Here is a 21,888-nt window from a genome sequence, read left to right as displayed (position 1 = left end):
AGGCCTGGATATATAATATATCCGGGCCTTTTTAGTTTAAACAGTGATAGCAAAAAGGAATAAATTAACTGATTGAAAAAATTTCATTTAATTTTCATCTTTATAAAATATTCTCTGCAAACTATCGTTATTTTCATATTCAACTAAACATGATAGCTTATGGGTGAAACCTTTACATCAACAATTAATGCGTTCACTAATCCTACCCAGGTGAAAGAAGGAGATGTACATGAAAATCTTGAAGCGGATGATGTGATATTTTATCACTCTATCCGTGCCGAACTGGACCTTTTAAAGAAAGTGCCGAGCGCGCAAACAATTCATCAAATTCTTAATTATTCAAAAAGCCTGCGTTAATTAGGACGCAAAATCTGACACTGGTTCATAGGTCAAACATGCGATAGCAATATCAAACGTTTAATCTATGAACCTTTCTATTTTACACTATCGTTCATTAGTTCACTTGCTCATTAGTTGATTAGTGCATAGTTGAAAAATTTGGGTGCCTTAAAACTTAAAAAGTTACCAATGAACAATTGAACTGATTTATACCATGTTTCATTTGTTGATTAGTGTATAGTTGTAAATTTGCGCCATCAACTTAAGAAGTTACCAATAAACAATTGAACTAATAAATAAGTGAACTAATGCATCAATCAACCAACAAATGCTTAAAGCCGAACGCTATCGTCATTTTGTAGATTATTTTTCCAAACATCAACCCAACGCAGTTACCGAACTGCACTATAATAATCCTTATCAGCTGCTGATTGCAGTTGTATTATCGGCACAGTGCACTGATAAACGCATCAACCAGATTACGCCGGCACTATTTGAGCGCTTTCCGGATGCCGCCGCGCTGGCCGCATCTGATGCTGACGAGATTTTTACTTACATCCGCAGTGTAAGCTATCCCAATAATAAGGCAAAGCATTTGGCCGGACTTGGAAAAATGCTGGTTGAGAAATTTAATGGCGAGGTACCATCTGCCATGGAAGATCTGCAGCAACTACCGGGAGTAGGCCGCAAAACTGCTAATGTTATTACATCTGTAGTATTTGATGCACCTGCAATAGCCGTAGATACACATGTATTCCGTGTGGCAAACCGCATTGGCCTTACCAACCGGGCCACCACCCCTCTGGCTGTTGAAAAACAACTGATGGAACATCTGCCTAAAGAAACCCTTAGTATTGCGCATCATTGGCTCATTTTACATGGCCGGTATATTTGTGTAGCACGAAACCCTAAATGCGATATATGCCCCCTAACCTGGTTTTGTAAATATTACCAACAGCACAACACAGAAACTGCCTTACTTAAAGCTGAAGCCGCCAGAATAAAAAAAGCTAAAGACGCTAAAAAGAAAAAGGCAGCAAACGTGCTCAGCACCCAATTTAAAAAGCGCATTGTTGATAAAGATATTTGATAAGTGCTGATACTATAATTAAGTTTACCAATAATCAGTTGATATTTTTTTGCTAAAAAAATTAGTATTAATAAAATATTTATTATATTTGTTTTACATTAAATAAAAATGAGCAATACAGATAAATTGAAAGCATTACAGCTTACACTTGATAAGCTGGAAAAATCATACGGTAAAGGCACAATCATGAAACTGGGGGAATCTGTTGTAGAACAGACCGAAGCCATTTCAACCGGTTCATTAGGCCTTGACATTGCTTTGGGTGTAAACGGTTTACCAAAAGGCCGTATCATTGAAATATACGGCCCGGAATCTTCTGGTAAAACTACCCTGGCCATACATGCTATTGCCGAGTCGCAGCGCAAAGGCGGCATTGCAGCATTTATTGATGCGGAGCATGCGTTTGACCGCTTTTATGCAAAAAAACTGGGCGTTGATGTAGAAAACCTTTTAATATCCCAGCCGGATAATGGTGAACAGGCTTTGGAAATTGCAGATAATCTGATCCGGTCAGGCGCTATAGATATCCTGGTTATTGACTCTGTTGCGGCGCTTGTACCCAAAGCCGAGATAGAAGGTGAAATGGGCGACTCAAAAATGGGCTTACATGCCCGCCTGATGTCGCAGGCATTGCGTAAGCTAACCGGTACAATCAGCAAAACCGGATGCTGCTGTATATTTATCAACCAGTTGCGCGATAAGATTGGCGTAATGTTTGGCAATCCTGAGACAACTACCGGTGGTAATGCATTGAAATTTTACGCGTCTGTACGTTTGGATGTTCGCCGTATATCTCAAATCAAAGATACCGACGAAGTATCAGGTAACCGAGTTAAAGTTAAAATTGTAAAAAATAAGGTTGCACCTCCGTTCCGTGTGGCTGAATTTGACATTATGTTTGGCGAAGGTATTTCAAAAGCAGGTGAGATTATTGACTTGGGTGTTGATTACAATATCATCAAAAAAGCAGGCTCGTGGTTTAGCTATGGTGAAACCCGCCTTGGTCAGGGCCGCGATGCAGTTAAGCAATTGATTGCAGATAACCCTGAATTAGCCGAAGAACTGGAAGCTAAAATTAAACAAACAGTAACCGGCGAAAGCATGGTTGAAGAATAAGAGCTTATTAAAGCTGATTATCGAAGCCTCTGTGTTTAAAAGCATAGAGGCTTTTTTGTTTAGTGCAAAATACCGTTTTGATGTTTTGCTTACGGATTAATTATATTAGACAAGTAATACCTACATCTAAATTATTCTACCTGTTATACTTATGAATATTGTACAAACGTTTTGGAGCGGCCCAACTGTTACAGATAGGCAAACCGTTTTAAGCAACAGAGGCGGTTGGCTATCATGCGAATACAATTGGATGAGCTGGGCATTAAGCTGCCTGCAGGCCAAAGATGTTTTTGGAGCCGTTAACTTGGTAACAGACGATATAGGTAAAGAAATTCTGATAAATAAACTGCAGCTACCTTATGCAACCGTATCAACTCCATTACAAGGAATACTTGATCAATACCCGGCAAGTTTATGGGCGCTGGCCAAAATTTATACTTACAGCATACAAACCGGCCCTTTTTTACATCTGGATGGTGATTTATATTTATGGCAAAAACCTTCGCCAGATGTATTGAACGGTCAGCTAATAGCGCAAAACCTGGATAAGAACCTGCCTTTTTACGCAGAGATTCTAAATATTGTTCATGATAACTTTAGTTTCATTCCTGATGTAATTTCGAGAAACCGGTTTGAGAACGAAGATCTGTATGCCAGTAATGCAGGCATATTGGGGGGTAGCAATCTGCCTTTTTTTAAAGAATACTGCCGGCAGGCATTCGAATTTGTCAACAAAAACAAATCAGCTCTATCCAAAGTAAAGGGCGGTGGCCTGAATTTCATATTCGAACAATATTTGTTTTGCCGGCTTGCATCAGAATACAATATTCCTGTTACCTATTATAAAGGGGTTGTTGATAACCCTGTATTTAAAGACTTTATTCGTTTTGAGGATTACCCTAACGTGCAAATGGTACATCCCGTTGGTGGGTTTAAACAGTATCCGCATGTGTGCGATCATCTTGCAAAAAAGCTACGTCGCGATTATCCTGAATATTACTACCGGGTCATCAACCTATTGCAGGATGCCGGCGTTAAAATACGATCAGCCATATATACGCTGCCTGACCTGGATATTGATGCTTTACCCGGGCTACAAGCACGTTCAAAAAAAAGTATCACAAATCACCAGTCGTTCTTACGTACTCAAGCAGTTATCGATTATTTGAATAAAAATTACTTTGCCGCACAAGAAGTTACTGTAGATAAAAATGTAACGCGTACTGAGATAAATGAGCAAGTACTTTCGAGGTTAGATAAAGCTATTGATAAAAAACGCTTATTAGAAATATACACGCTTGAAACCAAACACAATTCTTTATTAAAAGCAACATATAAGGATGCAATCAGTATCAATAAGTTATATAAATCAGGCGTAGATGCGTATGAGCAAATTCAAGACACCTTTTCGAAACCAATAGACCAATTGAGCCAAATCACGGTAAGCGTGCAACCTGGTTATCTGCAATCAAAGGCTGGATGGGATTGGAAATATGATTATATAAAAGATATTCCCACAATTATTGAAAGAAACTTTAACTTAAAAAGAGTGCCACAAAATGTCATTCTCCTGCCCGATATTTTGCAGGCAGGCATAAAGGAATATTACCCCGACGACCTTGACCTTATATTGTTTGAAACGCTAAAAACGCCACTTAAGTTATGTGAACTATTAACTGAAATGAAACAATACTTTTCTGATGAGGACATAAACGATAGCATTGCAAAATTTGAAAACCTGATAATAAGCACTGTTAAACGGCTGCTTTACTTTGGTTTGCTTAAAATTAATTTGGAGTAATCATTTGTATATTGCTATATTTAATTAAACCAATAATTAAATTATGAAAACGCTAAAATCTACTGGCAAACTAAGCCTCAAGAAAGAATTATCCAGAAATGAGCAAAAAGAGATCAGGGGCGGAGCAAGTGGTACCCAAACCTATTGCGACGGTGTAGGTGGTACTCCATTCCCAAATTCGGGTAGTACCGCAATTGGCTGCCAGCCCGCTTATTGTACCTCAGCAGGCCATGGTCATTTTTTGTATTGCGCTTAATCTAAAAAAAGCAGCAACACTTATTATTAACAACCCTCCGCGCAGGGGGTTGTTAATTTACTTCCCACCGGTTTTCCAATACATATAAAAAATACAGATAATTACCGTAAGGGCCAGTACAATAAGTCCGGTTACTCCTTTACGTTTATCCTGACGCATAACCCAAACTAAAAAAGCAACAAGAGGTAACACAAATATCACCCAAAAGATCAGAGAAGGAAGTGGCATTTCAATTTGAATTAGTAAGTAAATTCTGTTGTTGAATTAATGGATTATTTAAATGATTGAATGATTAAATCCCAAATCTATAATTCAATCATCAGCTATTAAATAATTAAACTAAAAAGGCATCCGGGCCATAGGAGCTACATCCTGGCCTATAAATTCGCCCTTTAAATATTTATAATATCCGGCAATGGCAATCATTGCAGCGTTATCAGTACAATACTCAAATTTGGGTATAAATGTATTCCAGCCATTATCTATACCCAATTTAGTAAAACCCTCCCGCAGACCAGTATTAGCAGATACCCCACCTGCCAGGGCTAAATCTTTAATGCCATATTGCTCTGCAGCGCGCTTAAGCTTGTTCAGCAAAATGGTAGCGATCCTTTTTTCTACAGATGCACAAATATCGTTCATATTTTGCTGTATAAAATCAGGGTTCTTAGCTACATTATCTCTTATGAAATACAGTATGGATGTTTTTAAGCCACTAAAGCTAAAATCAAACCCAGGTATCTGCGGCTCGGGGAAGGTGTAGGCATCAGGGTTTCCATTACGTGCATTTTTATCAATTAAAGGCCCACCCGGGTAAGGTAAGCCCAATATCTTGCTGGTTTTATCCATAGCCTCGCCGGCAGCATCATCAAGTGTCTGGCCTATTATTTCCATATCAAAATAATCTTTAATCAAAACTATTTGCGTGTGGCCACCAGATACGGTAAGACATAAAAATGGAAAAGACGGCTTTTTATCAGCAATAAAGTGCGCTAATATGTGGGCCTGCATGTGGTTAACCTCAATAAGCGGTATGTTTTTAGCCAGCGCGAAAGCTTTTGCAAAGGACACGCCTACCAATAATGAACCTAAAAGGCCGGGGCCTCTTGTAAATGCTACCGCATCAATATCATTTTTATCTATTTTTGCGTTAAATAGTGCCTGCTGTACGGCCGGGACAATATTTTGCTGATGTACCCTTGAGGCAAGCTCAGGTACAACGCCGCCATAAGCCTCATGAATGGTTTGGTTGGCAATCACATTGCTTAGTATTGCCCCGTCAACACATACAGAGGCAGAGGTTTCGTCGCAGGATGATTCGATAGCTAATATTACAGGCACCTTTTAATTGTTGAATTAATTATTTATTGAATTACTTATTATTTAAAACTTTAAAAAGAAAAAAATTGTATAGCGATATACGATATTTGTCGATCAGTAATTCAACGAGTTAAACATCAGTAAAACGCAAAGTTATTAAAAAAGTACTCAAAATAGCGTTAAGCATTGTATTGATCCTACTGCTGCTGGTAAGCATAGCGCTTTTACTGTTTCAGTATAAACCGGTGCAAACATGGGCTGCAAAAAAAGCCACCAAATATCTGTCTGAAGAATTACATACTACAGTAGATGTGAAAAGCCTTTACATTAAACCATTTTCATCGGTTGTATTGGAGGGCCTTTATATTCTTGATAAACAACAGGATACTTTACTAAATACACCAAAGCTCTCGGTAGAACTTAGCGGCTTTTCGGTTTTTAACAGCATTAAACAAAAACGGCTGGATTTTGAGTCGATACAATTAGACAATGGCTCTTTTTATTTGAAAAAACTTAAGGACAGTACTACTAATCTTAAGTTTGTTATTGACTATTTTAATTCCGGGGATACCACTAAAACCAAAAGCAAACCCTGGACGCTGAATTTTGAAAAGATAGGTATTAATAACTTCCATTTTCGTTATAAAAATTATTTAAAACCTGCATTTGTTAAAGGCGTAAACTTTGATGATATCGATGTAAGCCATTTTACTACTACAATTTATAATATGGACCTTAAAAATCACCTTTTTAAGGCCCGTATTGCTGGCTTAACCCTGAAAGAGAAAAGTGGATTCTATGTGCGGTCGCTCAATTCCAATGCTACTATCGACACTAACCAGATACTATTACAAAACCTGGGCATACAAACCGCCAACTCTAACGTAAAAAACTATTTCAGGATGCGGTTCAAATCATTTAATGATTTTGAAGATTTTGAAAACAAGGTGAATATGGATGCTGATTTTAAAACGTCGCACTTGTCATCAAAAGATATAGCTTACTTTACCAACACCCTGGGCAAAATTAATTTTGAGCTGGGTATAGATGGGCGAATTAAGGGCTTAGTAAATAATCTTAGGGCTAAAGCGCTTACCGTTAAAGCGGCACAGGCAACCTTTATTAAAGGCGACTTTAACCTTACAGGCCTGCCCGACTGGGAAAATACTTTCCTGCAGCTAAGATTTGACCAGATAGCTACCAATAAAAAGGATTTAGACTATTTATACACCCACTTTACCGGCAAAACCAATGCAAAAGTGCCCGATATAGTTGGCAAGTTTGGCAATATCAATTTTACTGGGAGATTTACAGGTTTACAAAACGATTTTGTTGCATTTGGCACATTCAAAACCAGGCTGGGCCGATTTGATCCGGATATCAATTTAAAAATAGATAAGGCCGGCACACCAAGCTATAGCGGCAAGGTAAGTACAAGCAATTTTGATTTAGGCTCATTACTTGATGAAAGTACACTTGGCCGCACAACGCTTTCGGCAAATGTTATTGGCCGCGGGGACGATATGAAAACCCTTAATGCACGGGGCGATGCTAAAATAACTTACCTGCAATTTAAAGGTTACCGGTACAATAACCTTACATCCAGCGGTACCTTTGCAAACAGAAAGGCAACGGGCAAACTTGTTGTAAATGACAGGAACATCAAGCTTAATATCAACGGAAGCGTAGATCTTAACCCTAAGTTGCCTGTATACAATATTGCCGGCAATGTAACAAATGCACATTTGCAACAACTTAAGTTGCTAAAAGATACCATTACTTTTACAACCGATATCAACACCAATTTTTCAGGAACTAATTTGGATAACCTTGACGGAAGTATATTGCTGACAAAGATCAGGCTTACCGATCCAAAAAATAACTACGTAGTTGATTCTGTAAGCCTTACTGCAACAGGTAAAGGCAATCAGCGATTGATCTCATTACGTTCTGATATGGCCGATGGCAGTATAAAAGGTAATTATGACCTTGCTACATTGCCATCATATTATAAAACAATAGCTAAAAAATATATTCCTTCGCTTAAAACAAATATTACTCCTCCAAAGCCTCAAAACTTTGAGTTTAATCTGACCCTTAAAAACATGGATCCTGTGACAGCTATGTTTATGCCTGACCTTAAAATACCTGATCAGGGGTCATTTGTGGGGAGGTTTAACTCTGATGAGAAAACAGCGACCTTAAACGGATATATCAAAACCATTAAGCTGGGCAAAATCGTGTTGCATGATTTTATTATTGATGAAAGCACAACCAATGAATTTTTAGGCCTCAACCTATCGTTGAACAGGGTTGACCTTACCGACAGCCTTTTTATCAAAAACATCACAGTTACCAATTTCCTTAAAAATGATAGCCTGAATTTTAACGTTAAATTATCTGATAAGGATGCTACAAACCAGCTGGACTTATACGGGTTAGTTGAGTTTGGCCGAGATACAACTGCCAAACTGAAGATACTACCCTCAGATGTAATACTTGAACGGCAGAACTGGAAAATACAGGAACAAGCCAATATACGACTGCTTGACGGTAAGACACAAATATCAGGCTTTGAACTTTCTAACGGGCAACAAAAGGTTCGTATAAACGGGTTTGTTTCTGATAGTCCGGAAGACAAACTTAAGCTGACGTTTGACCAATTCAGCATGTCAACCCTTAACCAATTGACAAAACCATCGGGCATATTGCTAAAAGGGGAGTTAAATGGTGATGTAGAACTGAATGCTATTACTAAAAAGCCCGGTGTTGAAGCGGGCCTCACCATTGATTCATTAACCATGAACCAAACCCTTGTTGGAGATGTAAAAATTACATCTGCACTTGATAATGAAAAAGGCCAGGCCAATGCTAAGCTTAACATCACAAACCATGGTAAAGAAACTATGAATGTTGATGGTGCTTATATTATAGGAAAGAAGGATGCCGAAGATCAGTTAGATTTTGATATAAAAATGGACCATACGGAGGCCATCATTTTCGAGCCATTCATAAAAGAGCTTGTTTCAGACCTTAAAGGCACCATATCCGCTAATGTTAAGATGACCGGGCCTCCGTCTAAACCGGAATTAAACGGCGACATCAGCCTTAATAATACCGGCCTTACTGTCAATTACCTTAAAACGCCGTATATCGTAAACAATAAGCTTACAGTAAGTAACAGTATAGTCAACCTGGATGGCATGGTAATAAAAGACAGTAAAAAAGGCAAGGCTGATGTAAAAGGCAAGGTCGATCTGAACAATATTGCTAACCCAACCCTTGATGTTACTTTAGAGGCACATAACCTACTTGCTCTTAATACTACATTTAAAGATAATCATCTTTATTACGGCACCGCCTACGGCAGCGGCACGTTCAATTTTAGCGGCCCGATAGATAATATGAAAATTGATATTAAAGCAAGCACAGAAGAAGGTACTATATTTAATATCCCGCTAAATACTTCTGCTACTGCCAGCGAGTATGATTTTATAAGGTATGTTAACCACAACGATACCACACAGAAAGTAATTGATAAAAAAAATCCGTTTAACGGGGTAACGCTTAATTTTGATCTTACTGTTGATGAAACTACAATTGTAAGGATAAGCACCGACTATGGCGTGCTTGAAGGTACCGGCCAGGCACGCAACCTGAAACTGAACATCAACAGCCTTGGAGACTTTGAAATGTTCGGCGACTTTTTGATCACCTCGGGTAAGTTCGAGTTTACCGCTAAAGATTTCATCAGCAAAAACTTCACCGTTAACCAGGGTGGCACCATAAAGTGGACAGGTAATCCATCAAACGCGGAGATCAATCTTAAGGCCATTTATGAGGTACGGACAGATATTGCTCCATTATATACAGCAGCGGGCTTGCAATCACCCTATGGTTCCAGGCAGGTATTGGTACAGGCCGAATTGATATTAACCAAATCCCTGTTACAACCAAATATCGATTTTAACTTCACTTTCCCTGTCGACCCATCAATTATAGACGATTTGGGTACCTATCTGGCAGATAATGCTAACCGCAGCCAGCAAGCGCTGAGTATTATTGTAAGGCGCAGCTTTGCATCAGGCACGGGCAGTAATTTAAGCAACCAGGTTTTAGGTACTGCGCAACAGGCAGTAAGCGAATTTGCTTTCAATAAACTTAACAACTTTATCTCACAATCAAACATTAAGTATTTTGACTTGAACATACGCTCGTTCAATGATGCCAGCGCTTCTTTAAGGTTTTGGGACGACCGGTTGGTCATCAACGGCAACTTATACTCAAACAGCGGCACCAGCGATTTATTTAACACGCGTCAAAGCCTCTTAAATACCGATTTTAGGACACTTACCAAAGACTTTGAAATACAATACCTTATACGTAAGGATGGCAACCTGAGAGCGCGTTACTCATACAGGGCTCTTAACAGTACAACCCTGAATACACTTAACGACCAGTTACAGCAACAATATGTGAATGGTTTAGGATTGGTTTACCAGCGCGACTTTGATACGTTTGGCGAGTTTATACGCAACATTTTCAGACGGGGACGTAACCGCAAACCAGTTTCGCCGGCACCTATTCCTGCCACGGATATCAACACACCTACCCCATCCCAGCCAAAAGATGACAGCCCTAACGATGATAACGACAGTGACGATTAATGATCGCGCATAATTGCATGATCCATTTTATCGCGCTTGGTACGCAGATAAGCCTCGTTGTGCGGATTGGCAGCAATCTCTATAGGCAGGTTTTCAACTACCTCAAGCCCGTAACCAATCAGGCCAGCACGCTTTTTGGGGTTATTGGTAAGCAGGCGCATTTTTGATATGCCAAGGCTGCGTAAGATCTGCGCGCCTATACCATAATCGCGCTGATCCATCTTGAAGCCAAGTTTTATATTAGCTTCAACCGTATCCAGGCCGCTTTCCTGCAGATGATAAGCTTTTAATTTGTTGATCAGGCCAATGCCCCGGCCCTCCTGGTTCATGTATACAATTACCCCTTTGCCTTCATTGCTGATGATTTCCATAGCTTTATGCAGCTGTGGCCCGCAATCGCAACGGCATGACCCGAATATATCGCCGGTAACACATGAGCTATGCACGCGGACCAATACTGGCTCGTTAGGTTCCCACTCGCCTTTTACCAGCGCTAAATGGTTTTCCCCGGTATCTAACTGTGTGTACGCTATCATATCAAAATCGCCCCACTCGGTAGGCATCTTAACCGAAACCTCTTTATGCACCAGCGACTCGGTATGTAAGCGGTAAGCTATCAGATCTTTTATAGAAATGATTTTAAGATCAAACTCCCTGGCCATTGCTAAAAGTTCCGGCAGGCGGGCCATTTCGCCGTCTTCGCGCATGATCTCGCATATAACGCCTGCAGGTTCAAAACCGGCTAATACAGAAAGATCGATAGCAGCCTCGGTATGGCCCGAACGGCGCAATACGCCACCGTCCTTAGCAATCAAGGGAAAGATATGTCCGGGGCGGCCTAAATCGGCCGGTTTTGTTGCAGGGTCTATCAAAGCCAGCGTAGTCTTTGAGCGATCTGATGCAGAAATACCTGTAGTACAGCCGTTACCAAGCAGATCAACCGATACGGTAAAGTTAGTTTCGTGCGAAGTGGTATTATTACTTACCATAGGCTCCAGTTCAAGCTCGCGTGCACGTTGCTGCGTTATTGGTGCACACACCAAACCCCGCCCGTATTTAACCATAAAATTGATGGTTTCGGGTGTTGCATTGCGGGCAGCCGTTAAAAAATCACCTTCATTTTCACGGTCCTCATCATCTACAACAATTATAGTTTTACCTGCTTTTATGGCCTCAATAGCTTCCGGTATGGTATTTAGCATTTACTTAATATTTAGTGGCAATGCTGTTTATTGCCTAAACAAATTTAGATGATATTTGAATGAATACAGTCGTAATTGTGTAAAAGTATGCTTACGCTTTTTTATGAGCCTTACGTAGCTTAAACCTGCCAAAAAAACGTTTATATAATTCCATATCGAATAAAGCCGAGTCGGTAGCCGATTTATACGTTAAAAACAGCCCAACCGGAAACAATATCACAATTGCAACCCAGGCGCCAACCACTGGCGACAGATCACCCTCTTTTGCAAATTTTTCGCTGATGGTATTAATAATATAGTAGATGAGGAAGAAAATTACCGATATAACTACAGGCAAACCCAGGCCACCCTTACGTATGATAGCTCCAAGCGGCGCCCCAATTAAAAAGAGCACAATGCATGCAGCACCAAGTGTAAACTTTTTTTGATACTCCATTACATACCTCCTTATGGTTTTGGATGTATCCTTATGACGGTCTACCCGGTTGCGTAATACATCCTGTACCTGATGCACTTCGCTCAATGCATTATTAAACGAATTTACTTTATCGCTTATCGTTTTTACCTTAATGCTATCTGCGGGTAGTGCCTTTACTTTTGCCTTTAAAGGAACGGCTGAATATCTTAAATACGGTGAAACCAGTTTATAGTTTAAATAACGGTTACTGTCTACATCCTGCCTGGCCGAATCAACAAAGCGCTTTAACTGGCGCAGGTTCATCATCATAGACGCGCTGCGAAATTCATTTTCGTCTGTACGTTGCAGTTTAAATCCAGACAGATCAAACTTTTGCTCGGTTTCTTTAAACCGGAAACGCGTAAAGCGGCGCCTTGGGTCGTACGTATTTTCCCCCTTGCTTTCTTCGTACTGTATACCATCTTTTAAACGCAATACTAAATACAGGTCATCTTTGGTACGGTACATCAAACCCGTTTTAGCAAAAGTTACTGTTTGATTGACTTCCTGCTGATCCAATTTGTATATCATGATATCATGCAGGGTTTGCCCGTCAGGATCTTTCCTTTTAACACGGATTGAGTAACCGGGGAAACGGTTACTGAAAATATTCTCGGGCAGCAGGTCGGCCGATTTTTGTTTACGCGCGTCGTAAAGCAGCGAGTAATATTTGAGGTTTGCTACAGGCAGCATATAATCAGAGAAAGCAAAGGCCGCAATGCTGAGCAATACCACCACTACCATCATCGGGTACATGGCCCTGCGCAACGAAATACCTGCAGATTTGATAGCTACCAGTTCGTAATTCTCGCCCAGGTTACCATAAGTCATGATAGATGACAACAATACCGACAAAGGCAGCGCCATAGCAACGTTGGTGGCCGAGTTGTATAGCATTAGCTCTAAAATGATATACCACTGAAATCCCTTACCTATCAGATCATCGATGTATTTAAATAAAAATAGCATCAGCAGCACAAACATTACAATTACAAGGGTAACTATAAAAGGCCTTATAAATGATTTGAGCAATAACAGATGTATCTTTTTCATTCAGAAGCAAAATTGCATACAGGGATGAAACGGTGGTAATGGCAAATAATTGTTTGGCCATTAAACCGTTTTTAAGATGCGAAAGTATAAATATTTTATGCCCCGAGGGTGCTTACCAGATAATCGATCTGGTTATTCCAGATCAGCTTACGCTCTGCTATGGTTTCTTCTGTAGCAAAATCGGTTATATTAAGGGCAACATCATTGGTTAGCTCGTCTTGTATGATTTCCATTTCAAAATAACACTGAGGGTCATCGTCGAGCCACCTGAAACGTACAAGTTTATTTTCTTTAGCGGCTATTAACCTGGCTTTTTGCTGCTCATCATCCCATGTGAAGGTGTACACCTGATCGCGCACTGTAACATCATCTGCAAACCACTGGGTTAACCCATTTGCTTCATTCAGGAAAGAGTATAATATACGGGGAGATGACTTTATCTCGTATTCTAAATTAAATTTCTTCTTCTCGGACATAGGGGTTTAATCGTTTCAAAAAACTATCAGGGGCTAAAAGTTAACATTTTTTCTAAAGAAAGTGAAATTCTACTATATTTGCAAACCTTTTTAAGGCAGTCCATTTATATAGACTTGCAAAAGGCCCTAAAGTAAAATTTAGGTAGAATTATTTTTATGGCGGGGTAGCTCAGATGGTTAGAGCGTAGGATTCATAACCCTAAGGTCGGCAGTTCGATCCTGCTCCCCGCTACTTGAAGATGAGCCTGTTACGGATTCCGTAGCAGGCTTTTTCATTTCTTGTTAACAGTTTTCTTAGCTGCTCTTTCTATTTAAAGATACAAAAAGCCATCAATGCTTGCAAGCAAAAGACTTAGACGAAAGAAGTTGGAGGTGAAATTAAATGCAGCGTCCAGTATATCTAAAACTCATAACCCAAAGGTCGTAGGTTCGAGTTCTGCTCCCGCTACCTTAGAATAAGACAGTATGGCAAATCGTGACTGCCTTTCTTTTTTCTGTTAACGCATTGTTAGCGGTTTTTAGATTGCGATTGGTTTATTTAAAAATACGATATTTTGATACAATGTAAAATGATCAGTTACTCATTTCAAGAGCCGTGTTGTTTTATCTGGAAGAATAAATTGATTGAGGGATTACTTGCTTTTAAAAATTTACCAGGTACAGAAAATCTTGCGCTTTGAAAGTGGAAGATAAGTAGCTAAGGAGAGTTATGCAGTTTGCTTTAACAGCATTCATTTCTAAATTTAAAAAGAAGCCTTACCACTTCTACTCGGTTAGCTTGTTTCTTGTTCTTAAATACCTCGTTGATGTATCTATTTATTTTAAAAGAGATAAATGTCTTTAAGTCTTTGAATGCGATTCGATTTCGGAGCAATAGCCTGACTGCGGTAGAGACGGCTGTCACATAATAGGTATTAAAGTAAGCAATATCTTCAGCAGACAAATTCATGAAGTGGCCCGTGTATTCTACTTCTGCCGCTGATTCTTCGCCTGAACTAATGATATTACTAGATCCTATGACATTGTTATAACTTTGGAGACTGGAGAGAATTCTGACGATTTCAAATAACATCATGGCCTGAAAAAGAAGCGGCCCCGCTATCGCTGCCAATAAATATCCTTTTTTCGTACCCTGCGGATTGTGGTGAATATATCCCGAGCGAGTGACCATGCCCTAAAAATATAAAGAGTGATTTTGGTGTAAGCGATTTTACTATTTCTATCGCACCAGCCAATGATTCATCATTGCAGTCCGTCACAACGTAATTATCAGAAAGCACATCCTTGAAGGCACTCAAAAAGGCAGTCGATTAGTCTAACGAGTGGACACAATAGACCTGTTGGTATAGTTCAGGCATTTAATTCTTAATAATTAGCAATAGACAATGCAATGAAATCGGGTATAAATTTTAGGCCTAGGTCGTTGTCTTTAGAAATTAAGTCTACTAACTCACCAAAAGTTCTAACATCAAACACCTCGTTAACTGTATTTATCACCGTGTTTTTGTCAAACCTTTCAAGCGAATTCAACACTATTTGTGATATGGTCTTCTGTCCTTTGGCTAGCGTAACTATTTCTTCAAACCTCGAAGTCCGGGCGCAAAATTTAATCCTCCAATCCAATCTGCTCCAGATAGGCTGCCGCTATCTGTTTAAGCAGTTTTTTCGAAGGCTTTCCGACGGATGAAAGTTCAGCGACACGTGCAGCGTATTGAACCTTTGTTTGCTGGTTCAATTCCGTCAGCATTTCCAGCCGCCGTAGCTTCTAGTGAAAGGTCAGTTCGTCCGCATCACCAGATAGAAGTTTGCCTCCAGACAGAACACCACATCTGCTTTTACCTTGTGCTCAGCTTGAAGGAGCCTGCCAGCATTCATAATTTTTTGATTTATGTCAGCCAATTGCTTAATCAATAGAATCACCTTTCAGTTAACAATTTCATTATTATTAACTATTAGTTGTTGCTTTGTATAAGGAATCAATTAAGATCTTAAAACTTCGAAAAATTAAATTATGATTGCTATGAAGGAAGCTGTTTACCCATTTGATCACCCTCGTCCAGCTAATTGAAAGCACACTTAATCTGTTGATCAGCCAGCAAACCTCTAAAGCTAACTTACAAAAACTGGCTGCAGGCTTACAAACTGAAATTGCTGACGTTTACAGTCAACTAAAAAAGAGGTTTTAAACGATTGTCCGTAAAAATCCGAGCTGCTGATTACCGATACCTTCGGAATATCGAATACCTGGAAAGTGCAGCACAAAACCATCTCACCGCCCAGATCGATAACCTGGTGGCTGCAAACTTTTGCCGCCAGGCCATTACCGCATTAAGCGATCTTGCGCGTCACATCCGGGAAAGGTATCTTGATCTGCTGCCTCAGACCAATAGGCAGCCATTACCGTCAAACCCCACCAGCGCCCCCGATAAGGTCTTGTGCAACCCTCAGAGTCGACTAAATCGCCATCCTGCTAAAGGCGGCCGATGATGTCAAAGTGCTGTCCGCCCTTTCCTTCAGCCAGGTCCTGCAAGGGATCACGCCTCATCTTACAAGCGCAGAAAAGGAGAATTTCTCCTGGAAAAGCGCTAGGACCAGCACCTATAAAATCGAAAACCATGACAAGCGAAACGCATTGAATGTACTGGAAGCACTCATTAAAAAGATCAATGATTACAAATGATAACCTACCCTTTTACCGGTTAATGCGTCCCTTTGTAACAATTATGAAAGTAATATTTGCTATGACTGTAGGTAAGCTTAAGACAACAAGTCTATGTTTGCTATTCCTTAGCCTCTTACTTATCAATTTAATTCATACTCTTTTCCTAGCGGATTTGCTCCAATACGCTTTTTAACGCATCTGACTGGCCGATGCTCAAATCGAATTCCAATGAACCTCCACTGTACTGCAGTTGAATGTTACTGACTGCATCAACTTTAAAAAAATCCAGATCGTAAACAGATAGGGCATAATCTGCTGCAAGGTAATTACCGTAGCCCATACCACCGAAAGTAGAAAAGGCCGTGCTTTGTGCGTTCAATTGAACAGTGGAGCCATTATTCACATAAATATACACCTTTTGTCCTGACTGAATAAAAAATTCGCCGGTTTTCACGTTTTGAATAATAAAGGTCAGAAGTCTCCGGCTTCCCTGCCGTACACCCTGGACCAACAGTTGCGAGGAATCCTTGCTATCTTCTCCGCTTGAAACAAAAAGCTTAACTAAAGGCGTTTTAACAAAACGGTAAGTTGTGTCGCTGTCAGGTCTTTGGTTTTCCTGAGCAGCCACCTTACCGGGAACGCAAAAGAAGCACATGAGCAATAACGTAAATATAAAATTCCGGAGTTTTAATACCATTTTAGTCTCGGTTATTTTGGTCATTAAAATTCTTAATTAGTTAGATTAAAATTGCTTTGGCTCAGATAAGTAAAAGTGTAGCCGTCACTTTGCGAGGGGGACAGCCCATAATTGGCAACACGTAATGTAAAATTTCCTGACACCGGTAGCAAGCCGCAATCAACCGGCGTTCCGGTTAACTGTCCGGCGTTAATAATTACTGTTTTTGATTTCCACAAAATACTGGTACCGTTCAAAAACATCTCCAGATAAATATAGATATTTTGTGAATGCGTATGTTGAACCGACCCATTGATAAACAAGTGACCGCCAGAAACGTAAGGTACCGGTATCAGGGTAAACGCATCGTTTGCCGCTCCTGTATTGGCATTTCCGGTGAGCGGGATACTTGTGTTGGCTATATAAGTAAAATTCTTACCATCGCTTGATGCCGGAGCCGGCGTATATCCCGACATAGTTAATGTAAAACTTGCATTGACGCCAACATTTAACCTGCCAAAATTAATAGTACCCTGAAGTTCTCCTGTTTCGATCACAATCTGCTTACTGCCCATGTAATTATTACCCCCATTTTGCTGAATGTACAGGTCATAATAAAGATAAATACGCTGTGTATAAATATCATGAACTGTCGCCTTGATGATTAACTCTCCGGCACTATTAACTTCTGCGGACGCTACTACCGCATCCGTGGGTACCGGCACTGTACTGCCAGTACTCCCTACATTAAAATTATAGGTACTTCCTCCCGTGAATCCCCAGTGATCTGTTACATTCATAGAAAAAGTATAATTTCCTGATGTGGTTGGCGTACCTGAAAGTGTACGGGTTGAAGCATTATAAGTCAGTCCGGGCGGCAAAGTGCCCGACCTGCTCAACGTATACTTTCCGTATCCTCGCGCGCCCCTGAATTTGACACTGTAAGCAGCTCCCACCTTTCCGCCCGCAATGATGGCTGGTGCCGCGATAACTGTCGGAACCGGCTTGACGATAAGCGTATAATCTGCATATGCCGTGGCACCGTAAGCATCTGTTACCATTACACGAATGGGGAAACTGCCGTCTTCCGTCGCCGTGCCTTTAAAAATCCCATTCTGTAAAAAGGTTAAACCGGCAGGCAAAGTGCCGCTGCCAAAAACAATAGCAAATGTATATGGAGCGCCCCCTCCTTTAGCCGTCACAGCCGCCACATTTTCAACGTTGCGCACAAACTGACGCAAGGTGGCGCGGTTCATGGCCAAAGATGGGGCAGGCAAGATATTACCCAATAGCGTACTACGCTGACGAATCCCCCCTGCATACAACTCATTCCCTTTATCCGTCGGGTGTATCCCATCCGCAAGATTGTCAATCGTGGCAGGAAATAAGTCCGCAAAATCCACAAAACGGCAATAAGAATGTGAAGGCGCTGTAGCAATCGCCCGCTGTATATCCCGGAAATCATTGCCGGTAGGACCCGTCGTAGCCCGCTCGTCATCCGCGTAGGTTTCAGCATTTGGCCCGTCATAATTGACCGGGCCAATACTTTGAATATAAATAACCGCGTTCGGCCGCAACACTTTCAACCTTTCTACCAGGGTATTCAGTTCATTGTAAAATGCCGGCAATGATATATAATTGGCATAATCGTTTACGCCCAGTTGGAACCAGAAATTATCCACGTTATAAGCCGCCAGCTTTTGAGCGAACGCCTCAAGTGCCGCAGCATTATAAGTGTCCGTATGCAAAATGCGGCCGGCATAACCTTCCGAAAACACATCCCCGGTAAACCCATAAGTGGAATCTCGCATGATTTTCATCATCCACACATTATTTTGGGCATCAGACGATATATTAAAGCCCGACAGAATAGAATCGTGAATAAAGAGGACACTTCCCGGGGCAACCGTTGTGCCTGGTGATTGGGTAGTCGCAGCATTGGGCAAATAAACCGCCCTGAGATAATTACCGCTCCTGCGCGTATGCGGGTCTGCCAGCACACCATTAACAGAATAAGTTCCCTGTCCCGGCATCATGACCTCGACAGTTTTTGTTCCGGGCGGAAGCACATCAGACACGTATTGCACGTTCTTGGCTACATCATTCCCCTCTACCTGATAATAGTTATATAATTTGCCGTCAATAAAAACAGCCGGGCCTGAAATTCTTGATCCTATCGTTCCCGTATACGGTGTATAGGCGGTAGGTACGGTACCTATGCCCGGTACAGACGCCCCGTAGGCACCTTCTTCAATCATGGCATTAGCATTTACAAGGTACGTATCATTTACCGGGTTGTTGAAATTGACCGTATCCGTTGTTCGCTGTACAAGCAAGCCAAGATTAGCCGCTTCGGCAGGTGCCGTGACACTGTAAACCGTATCCGGCCCGTTACCGCTGCCGTGAGCAAGGCTCAGGACGCCGCTAATCGGCTGCATAGACGCATTGTACCAAACATACTTTGGGTTCGTAGTATACAAGCGGGATATCGTATAGGTTTTCCCTGGCGTCACCTTAGTAGCCAGGTTGATGCCATGCCATCCTTTGGTGGTGTCACCGTTTGCTTTAAAATCTTTGTTATAATAGGTCTGTGAAAAGGGATAAAGGTTACGGACGGTTTTGTCATAGCTGTCGCGTACGTATTCTATGGCGATCTGGCTGGCATCGGTCTGGAAGCGCATCCGGGAGAACGCCGAGTGCTGCAGGTACTTTTTACGGCTGGCACTGAACTGGTCACTGTAACCCGCCCAATCTGTTTCTTTATTGCCGATCAGGGAGCCGGCATCAGCTCTGAAACGGGTAAAGTTTCCGGTCATGCCGGCCTGTTGCAGGTTAAGGCAAATATTCTTCTTAAACGTTGCACTGGCGTTCGGCGAGGAATTGCCGCCGTTAACAATTACAGCCAAAATATACTCCTGCTGCGGGTAAAGGCTCAGGTTCCAGCCGAAATCCTGGTAACTGGATGTCAGGGCAAACGTTTTGCGCTGATTAATACCAGCGTTCCAGGTGGTGATTAGCTGTACCTCAATGGTTCCAGAACCTTTAGCACTGAACGTCAGTGCGCCTTTAACCGGCACCATGGGTGTAATGTTGCCTTGCGAAGCGAAATAGACAAAACGCCCTGCATTAGCCGTCGTCCCGCTCACTACATCGTTACTCACCCCTGCTATAGTATAACCCGGCGGAGCCTCCTGCCCCCATTCAGAATCAGTAATATCGACATTCACAAAGCTGCCGAGGCTGACCGAAGCCGAAGACTCGGGAAAACCGGCCGGCACTTGTGTCGCGTTATAGTTGTGAAGTACAGATATAGTGTTATCAATGTCATTCGCGGTGACCATATCCGGCTTGCCATCCAGGTCGAGGTCAGCAATTGCAAGAGCAAGCGGCGTATTACCCGCAGAAAAATCGACTTTCGCTGTTATTGTAGAGGTTGATATTGATGTTCCGGTAGAGATATTCCGGTATACAGACACCGTTTTGTTGTTGTAATTCGCGGCTGCTATATCGGCCGTACCGTCGCCGTCAATATCGCCCATACCAATAGCGACAGGCTGACTGCCGGCAGCAATGGTAATAGCCGGGCTAAAAGAACTCTCGGTAAATATTCCTACAGTCGTCATCGCGTTGCGCCGGATAAGAATATTGTGCGTGTTGGAAGAAGCTACATAAGAGCCGATGATCAGATCCGGCCGTGCATCACTATCAATCTGTTTTAGAAAAATATGAGCCGGTTGCCCAGGTACTGCCAGGTCGACCTTATCCTGAAAGCCCGAAAGCGTGAATGTTCCACCGGTCGTTACCCGGCAACGCAAAAGTGAAACCGTATTGTCAGCAAAATTGCCGGTTACGATATCATCTTTACCGTCTCCGTTAATGTCGCCAATAGCAATCGACGCCGGATTTGGGCCGGTTGGAATGTCCACCTTGGCGGCAAACGAAGTACTACCGCTAGTAGAAACATTATTGCGTATGATGGAAACCGTGTTAGCGTTAAAATTGGCGACGATCAGCTCCCGACGGCCATCATTGTTCAGGTCAGCTGCCGCAAGCGCAAGTGAACCGCTACTACAAGCATAATTTTTACCGGATGCAAAAAGCACATCAGCAGTGGTGGTTGTGTTTTGCAATACGGTTACCCATGCGTTGGTTTGATACGCAATCGCCAGATCCGGCTTACCATCCTCGTTAAAGTCAGCCGCTATCAGAGTTGACGGATTATCTCCTACCGCAAAATCTTTTTTTGTAAAAGAAGCCGCACTGATGCCATTAGATGCCGTAGCACCGTTAGTTAAAATGGAAACTGTACCGGCCGTTGCATTCAGTACAGCGATATCCGGCTTGCCATCCGCGTTAAAATCAGCAACGGCTACAGATACCGGATTGCTGCCGGCCCCAAAATCCATGTTACTGTCAATATCCGAAGCAACTATACTGTTCTTTGTAGGAAAAGTCTGCCTGAACGGCAACGGGGAAAAAGCCGTTCGCTTTAATTCCGTATTGGTTACACTCACTAAGGTATACGTTGCCCCGGCGGGTACGGTAACGGACAAGGAGGTCGCCGTAGCCGCGGACACTGTAGCCTTAACCGGCCCGAAAAACACCACGTTATTCGTTGCCGTGGTGTTAAAGTTGGTACCCGTTATAGTCAACGCGGTGCCAACCTGCCCAGTATAAGTGGATAAGGAAGTGACAGTAGGTACTTGTCCATAAAGGTTTAGGCTTAAGGTTACTAATAGATAAATTAAAAGTATCCTGTGATTTTTATTCATT

Annotated in this window: 14 protein-coding genes and 1 tRNA gene; 7 read left to right on the top strand and 8 right to left on the bottom strand. The window is 41.7% G+C overall.

All coding sequences use genetic code 11. The features are described 5' to 3' along the window. The first annotated feature begins 159 nt into the window (after positions 1 to 159). The 5 genes from ACFQZX_RS14040 to ACFQZX_RS14020 all read left to right on the top strand — a co-directional run bounded on the left by ACFQZX_RS14040 (position 160) and on the right by ACFQZX_RS14020 (position 4,602). Entirely contained in the window at positions 160 to 357 is a 198-nt protein-coding gene (locus tag ACFQZX_RS14040) for a hypothetical protein (RefSeq protein ID WP_377116407.1), read from the top strand. Positions 358 to 667: 310 nt separating this feature from the next. Beyond that, entirely contained in the window at positions 668 to 1,429 is a 762-nt protein-coding gene (gene nth, locus ACFQZX_RS14035) for an endonuclease III (RefSeq protein WP_377116404.1), read from the top strand. Positions 1,430 to 1,537: 108 nt separating this feature from the next. Further along, positions 1,538 to 2,545: a recombinase RecA gene (gene recA / locus ACFQZX_RS14030; RefSeq protein WP_377116401.1), complete on the top strand. Its 1,008-nt coding sequence runs from the start codon at positions 1,538 to 1,540 to the stop codon at positions 2,543 to 2,545. Positions 2,546 to 2,696: 151 nt separating this feature from the next. After that, positions 2,697 to 4,346 (top strand): DUF6734 family protein, encoded by a 1,650-nt coding sequence (locus ACFQZX_RS14025; RefSeq protein WP_377116398.1) that lies wholly within the window; start codon positions 2,697 to 2,699, stop codon positions 4,344 to 4,346. 43 nt (positions 4,347 to 4,389) lie between these two features. Beyond that, positions 4,390 to 4,602, top strand: a complete 213-nt coding sequence (locus ACFQZX_RS14020) for a hypothetical protein (RefSeq protein ID WP_377116395.1) — start codon at positions 4,390 to 4,392, stop codon at positions 4,600 to 4,602. A 339-nt stretch (positions 4,603 to 4,941) separates the two neighbouring features. Here the strand turns inward: ACFQZX_RS14020 and tsaD are convergent, their stop codons facing one another. After that, positions 4,942 to 5,943, bottom strand: a complete 1,002-nt coding sequence (gene tsaD, locus ACFQZX_RS14015) for a tRNA (adenosine(37)-N6)-threonylcarbamoyltransferase complex transferase subunit TsaD (protein WP_377116392.1) — start codon at positions 5,941 to 5,943, stop codon at positions 4,942 to 4,944. Between the two features lie 170 nt (positions 5,944 to 6,113). Between tsaD and ACFQZX_RS14010 the strand changes: the two genes are divergently transcribed. Further along, complete coding sequence (locus ACFQZX_RS14010; RefSeq protein WP_377116389.1) at positions 6,114 to 10,589, top strand: translocation/assembly module TamB domain-containing protein; 4,476 nt, start codon at positions 6,114 to 6,116, stop codon at positions 10,587 to 10,589. Here ACFQZX_RS14010 and ACFQZX_RS14005 read toward each other — a convergent pair. From ACFQZX_RS14005 to ACFQZX_RS13995, 3 genes are all read right to left on the bottom strand, one after another. Next, positions 10,586 to 11,791, bottom strand: a complete 1,206-nt coding sequence (locus ACFQZX_RS14005) for a bifunctional 3,4-dihydroxy-2-butanone-4-phosphate synthase/GTP cyclohydrolase II (RefSeq protein WP_377116386.1) — start codon at positions 11,789 to 11,791, stop codon at positions 10,586 to 10,588. The genes ACFQZX_RS14010 and ACFQZX_RS14005 overlap by 4 nt on opposite strands. Before the next feature lie 91 nt (positions 11,792 to 11,882). Then, positions 11,883 to 13,301 carry an LptF/LptG family permease gene (locus ACFQZX_RS14000; RefSeq protein WP_377116384.1) on the bottom strand — a complete coding sequence of 473 codons (1,419 nt, stop codon included), beginning with the start codon at positions 13,299 to 13,301 and terminating at the stop codon, positions 11,883 to 11,885. Between the two features lie 95 nt (positions 13,302 to 13,396). Beyond that, positions 13,397 to 13,777, bottom strand: coding sequence for an START-like domain-containing protein (locus ACFQZX_RS13995; RefSeq protein ID WP_377116381.1), 381 nt, complete (start codon positions 13,775 to 13,777; stop codon positions 13,397 to 13,399). Positions 13,778 to 13,935: 158 nt separating this feature from the next. On the opposite strand from ACFQZX_RS13995, the gene ACFQZX_RS13990 reads away from it, so the two are divergent. Beyond that, positions 13,936 to 14,009 (top strand) — tRNA-Met (locus ACFQZX_RS13990). A gap of 829 nt (positions 14,010 to 14,838) precedes the next feature. Here ACFQZX_RS13990 and ACFQZX_RS13985 read toward each other — a convergent pair. The 4 genes from ACFQZX_RS13985 to ACFQZX_RS13970 form a co-directional block, all read right to left on the bottom strand. Next, entirely contained in the window at positions 14,839 to 15,075 is a 237-nt protein-coding gene (locus ACFQZX_RS13985) for a hypothetical protein (RefSeq protein WP_377116379.1), read from the bottom strand. 308 nt (positions 15,076 to 15,383) lie between these two features. After that, positions 15,384 to 15,524: a hypothetical protein gene (locus ACFQZX_RS13980; protein WP_377116376.1), complete on the bottom strand. Its 141-nt coding sequence runs from the start codon at positions 15,522 to 15,524 to the stop codon at positions 15,384 to 15,386. 1,078 nt (positions 15,525 to 16,602) lie between these two features. Further along, the gene (locus ACFQZX_RS13975; RefSeq protein ID WP_377116373.1) at positions 16,603 to 17,160 is read right to left on the bottom strand and encodes a hypothetical protein; all 558 of its coding nucleotides are present in this window, start codon (positions 17,158 to 17,160) and stop codon (positions 16,603 to 16,605) included. 8 nt (positions 17,161 to 17,168) lie between these two features. Further along, a complete protein-coding gene (locus ACFQZX_RS13970) occupies positions 17,169 to 21,887 on the bottom strand; it encodes an FG-GAP-like repeat-containing protein (RefSeq protein ID WP_377116370.1) in 4,719 nt (1,572 codons plus the stop codon). Position 21,888 lies beyond the last annotated feature (1 nt).

Source organism: Mucilaginibacter litoreus (assembly GCF_042676805.1).
In the GTDB taxonomy this organism is placed as follows: Bacteria; Bacteroidota; Bacteroidia; order Sphingobacteriales; family Sphingobacteriaceae; genus Mucilaginibacter; species Mucilaginibacter litoreus.
This window is presented reverse-complemented; position numbering and strand designations above follow the sequence as displayed.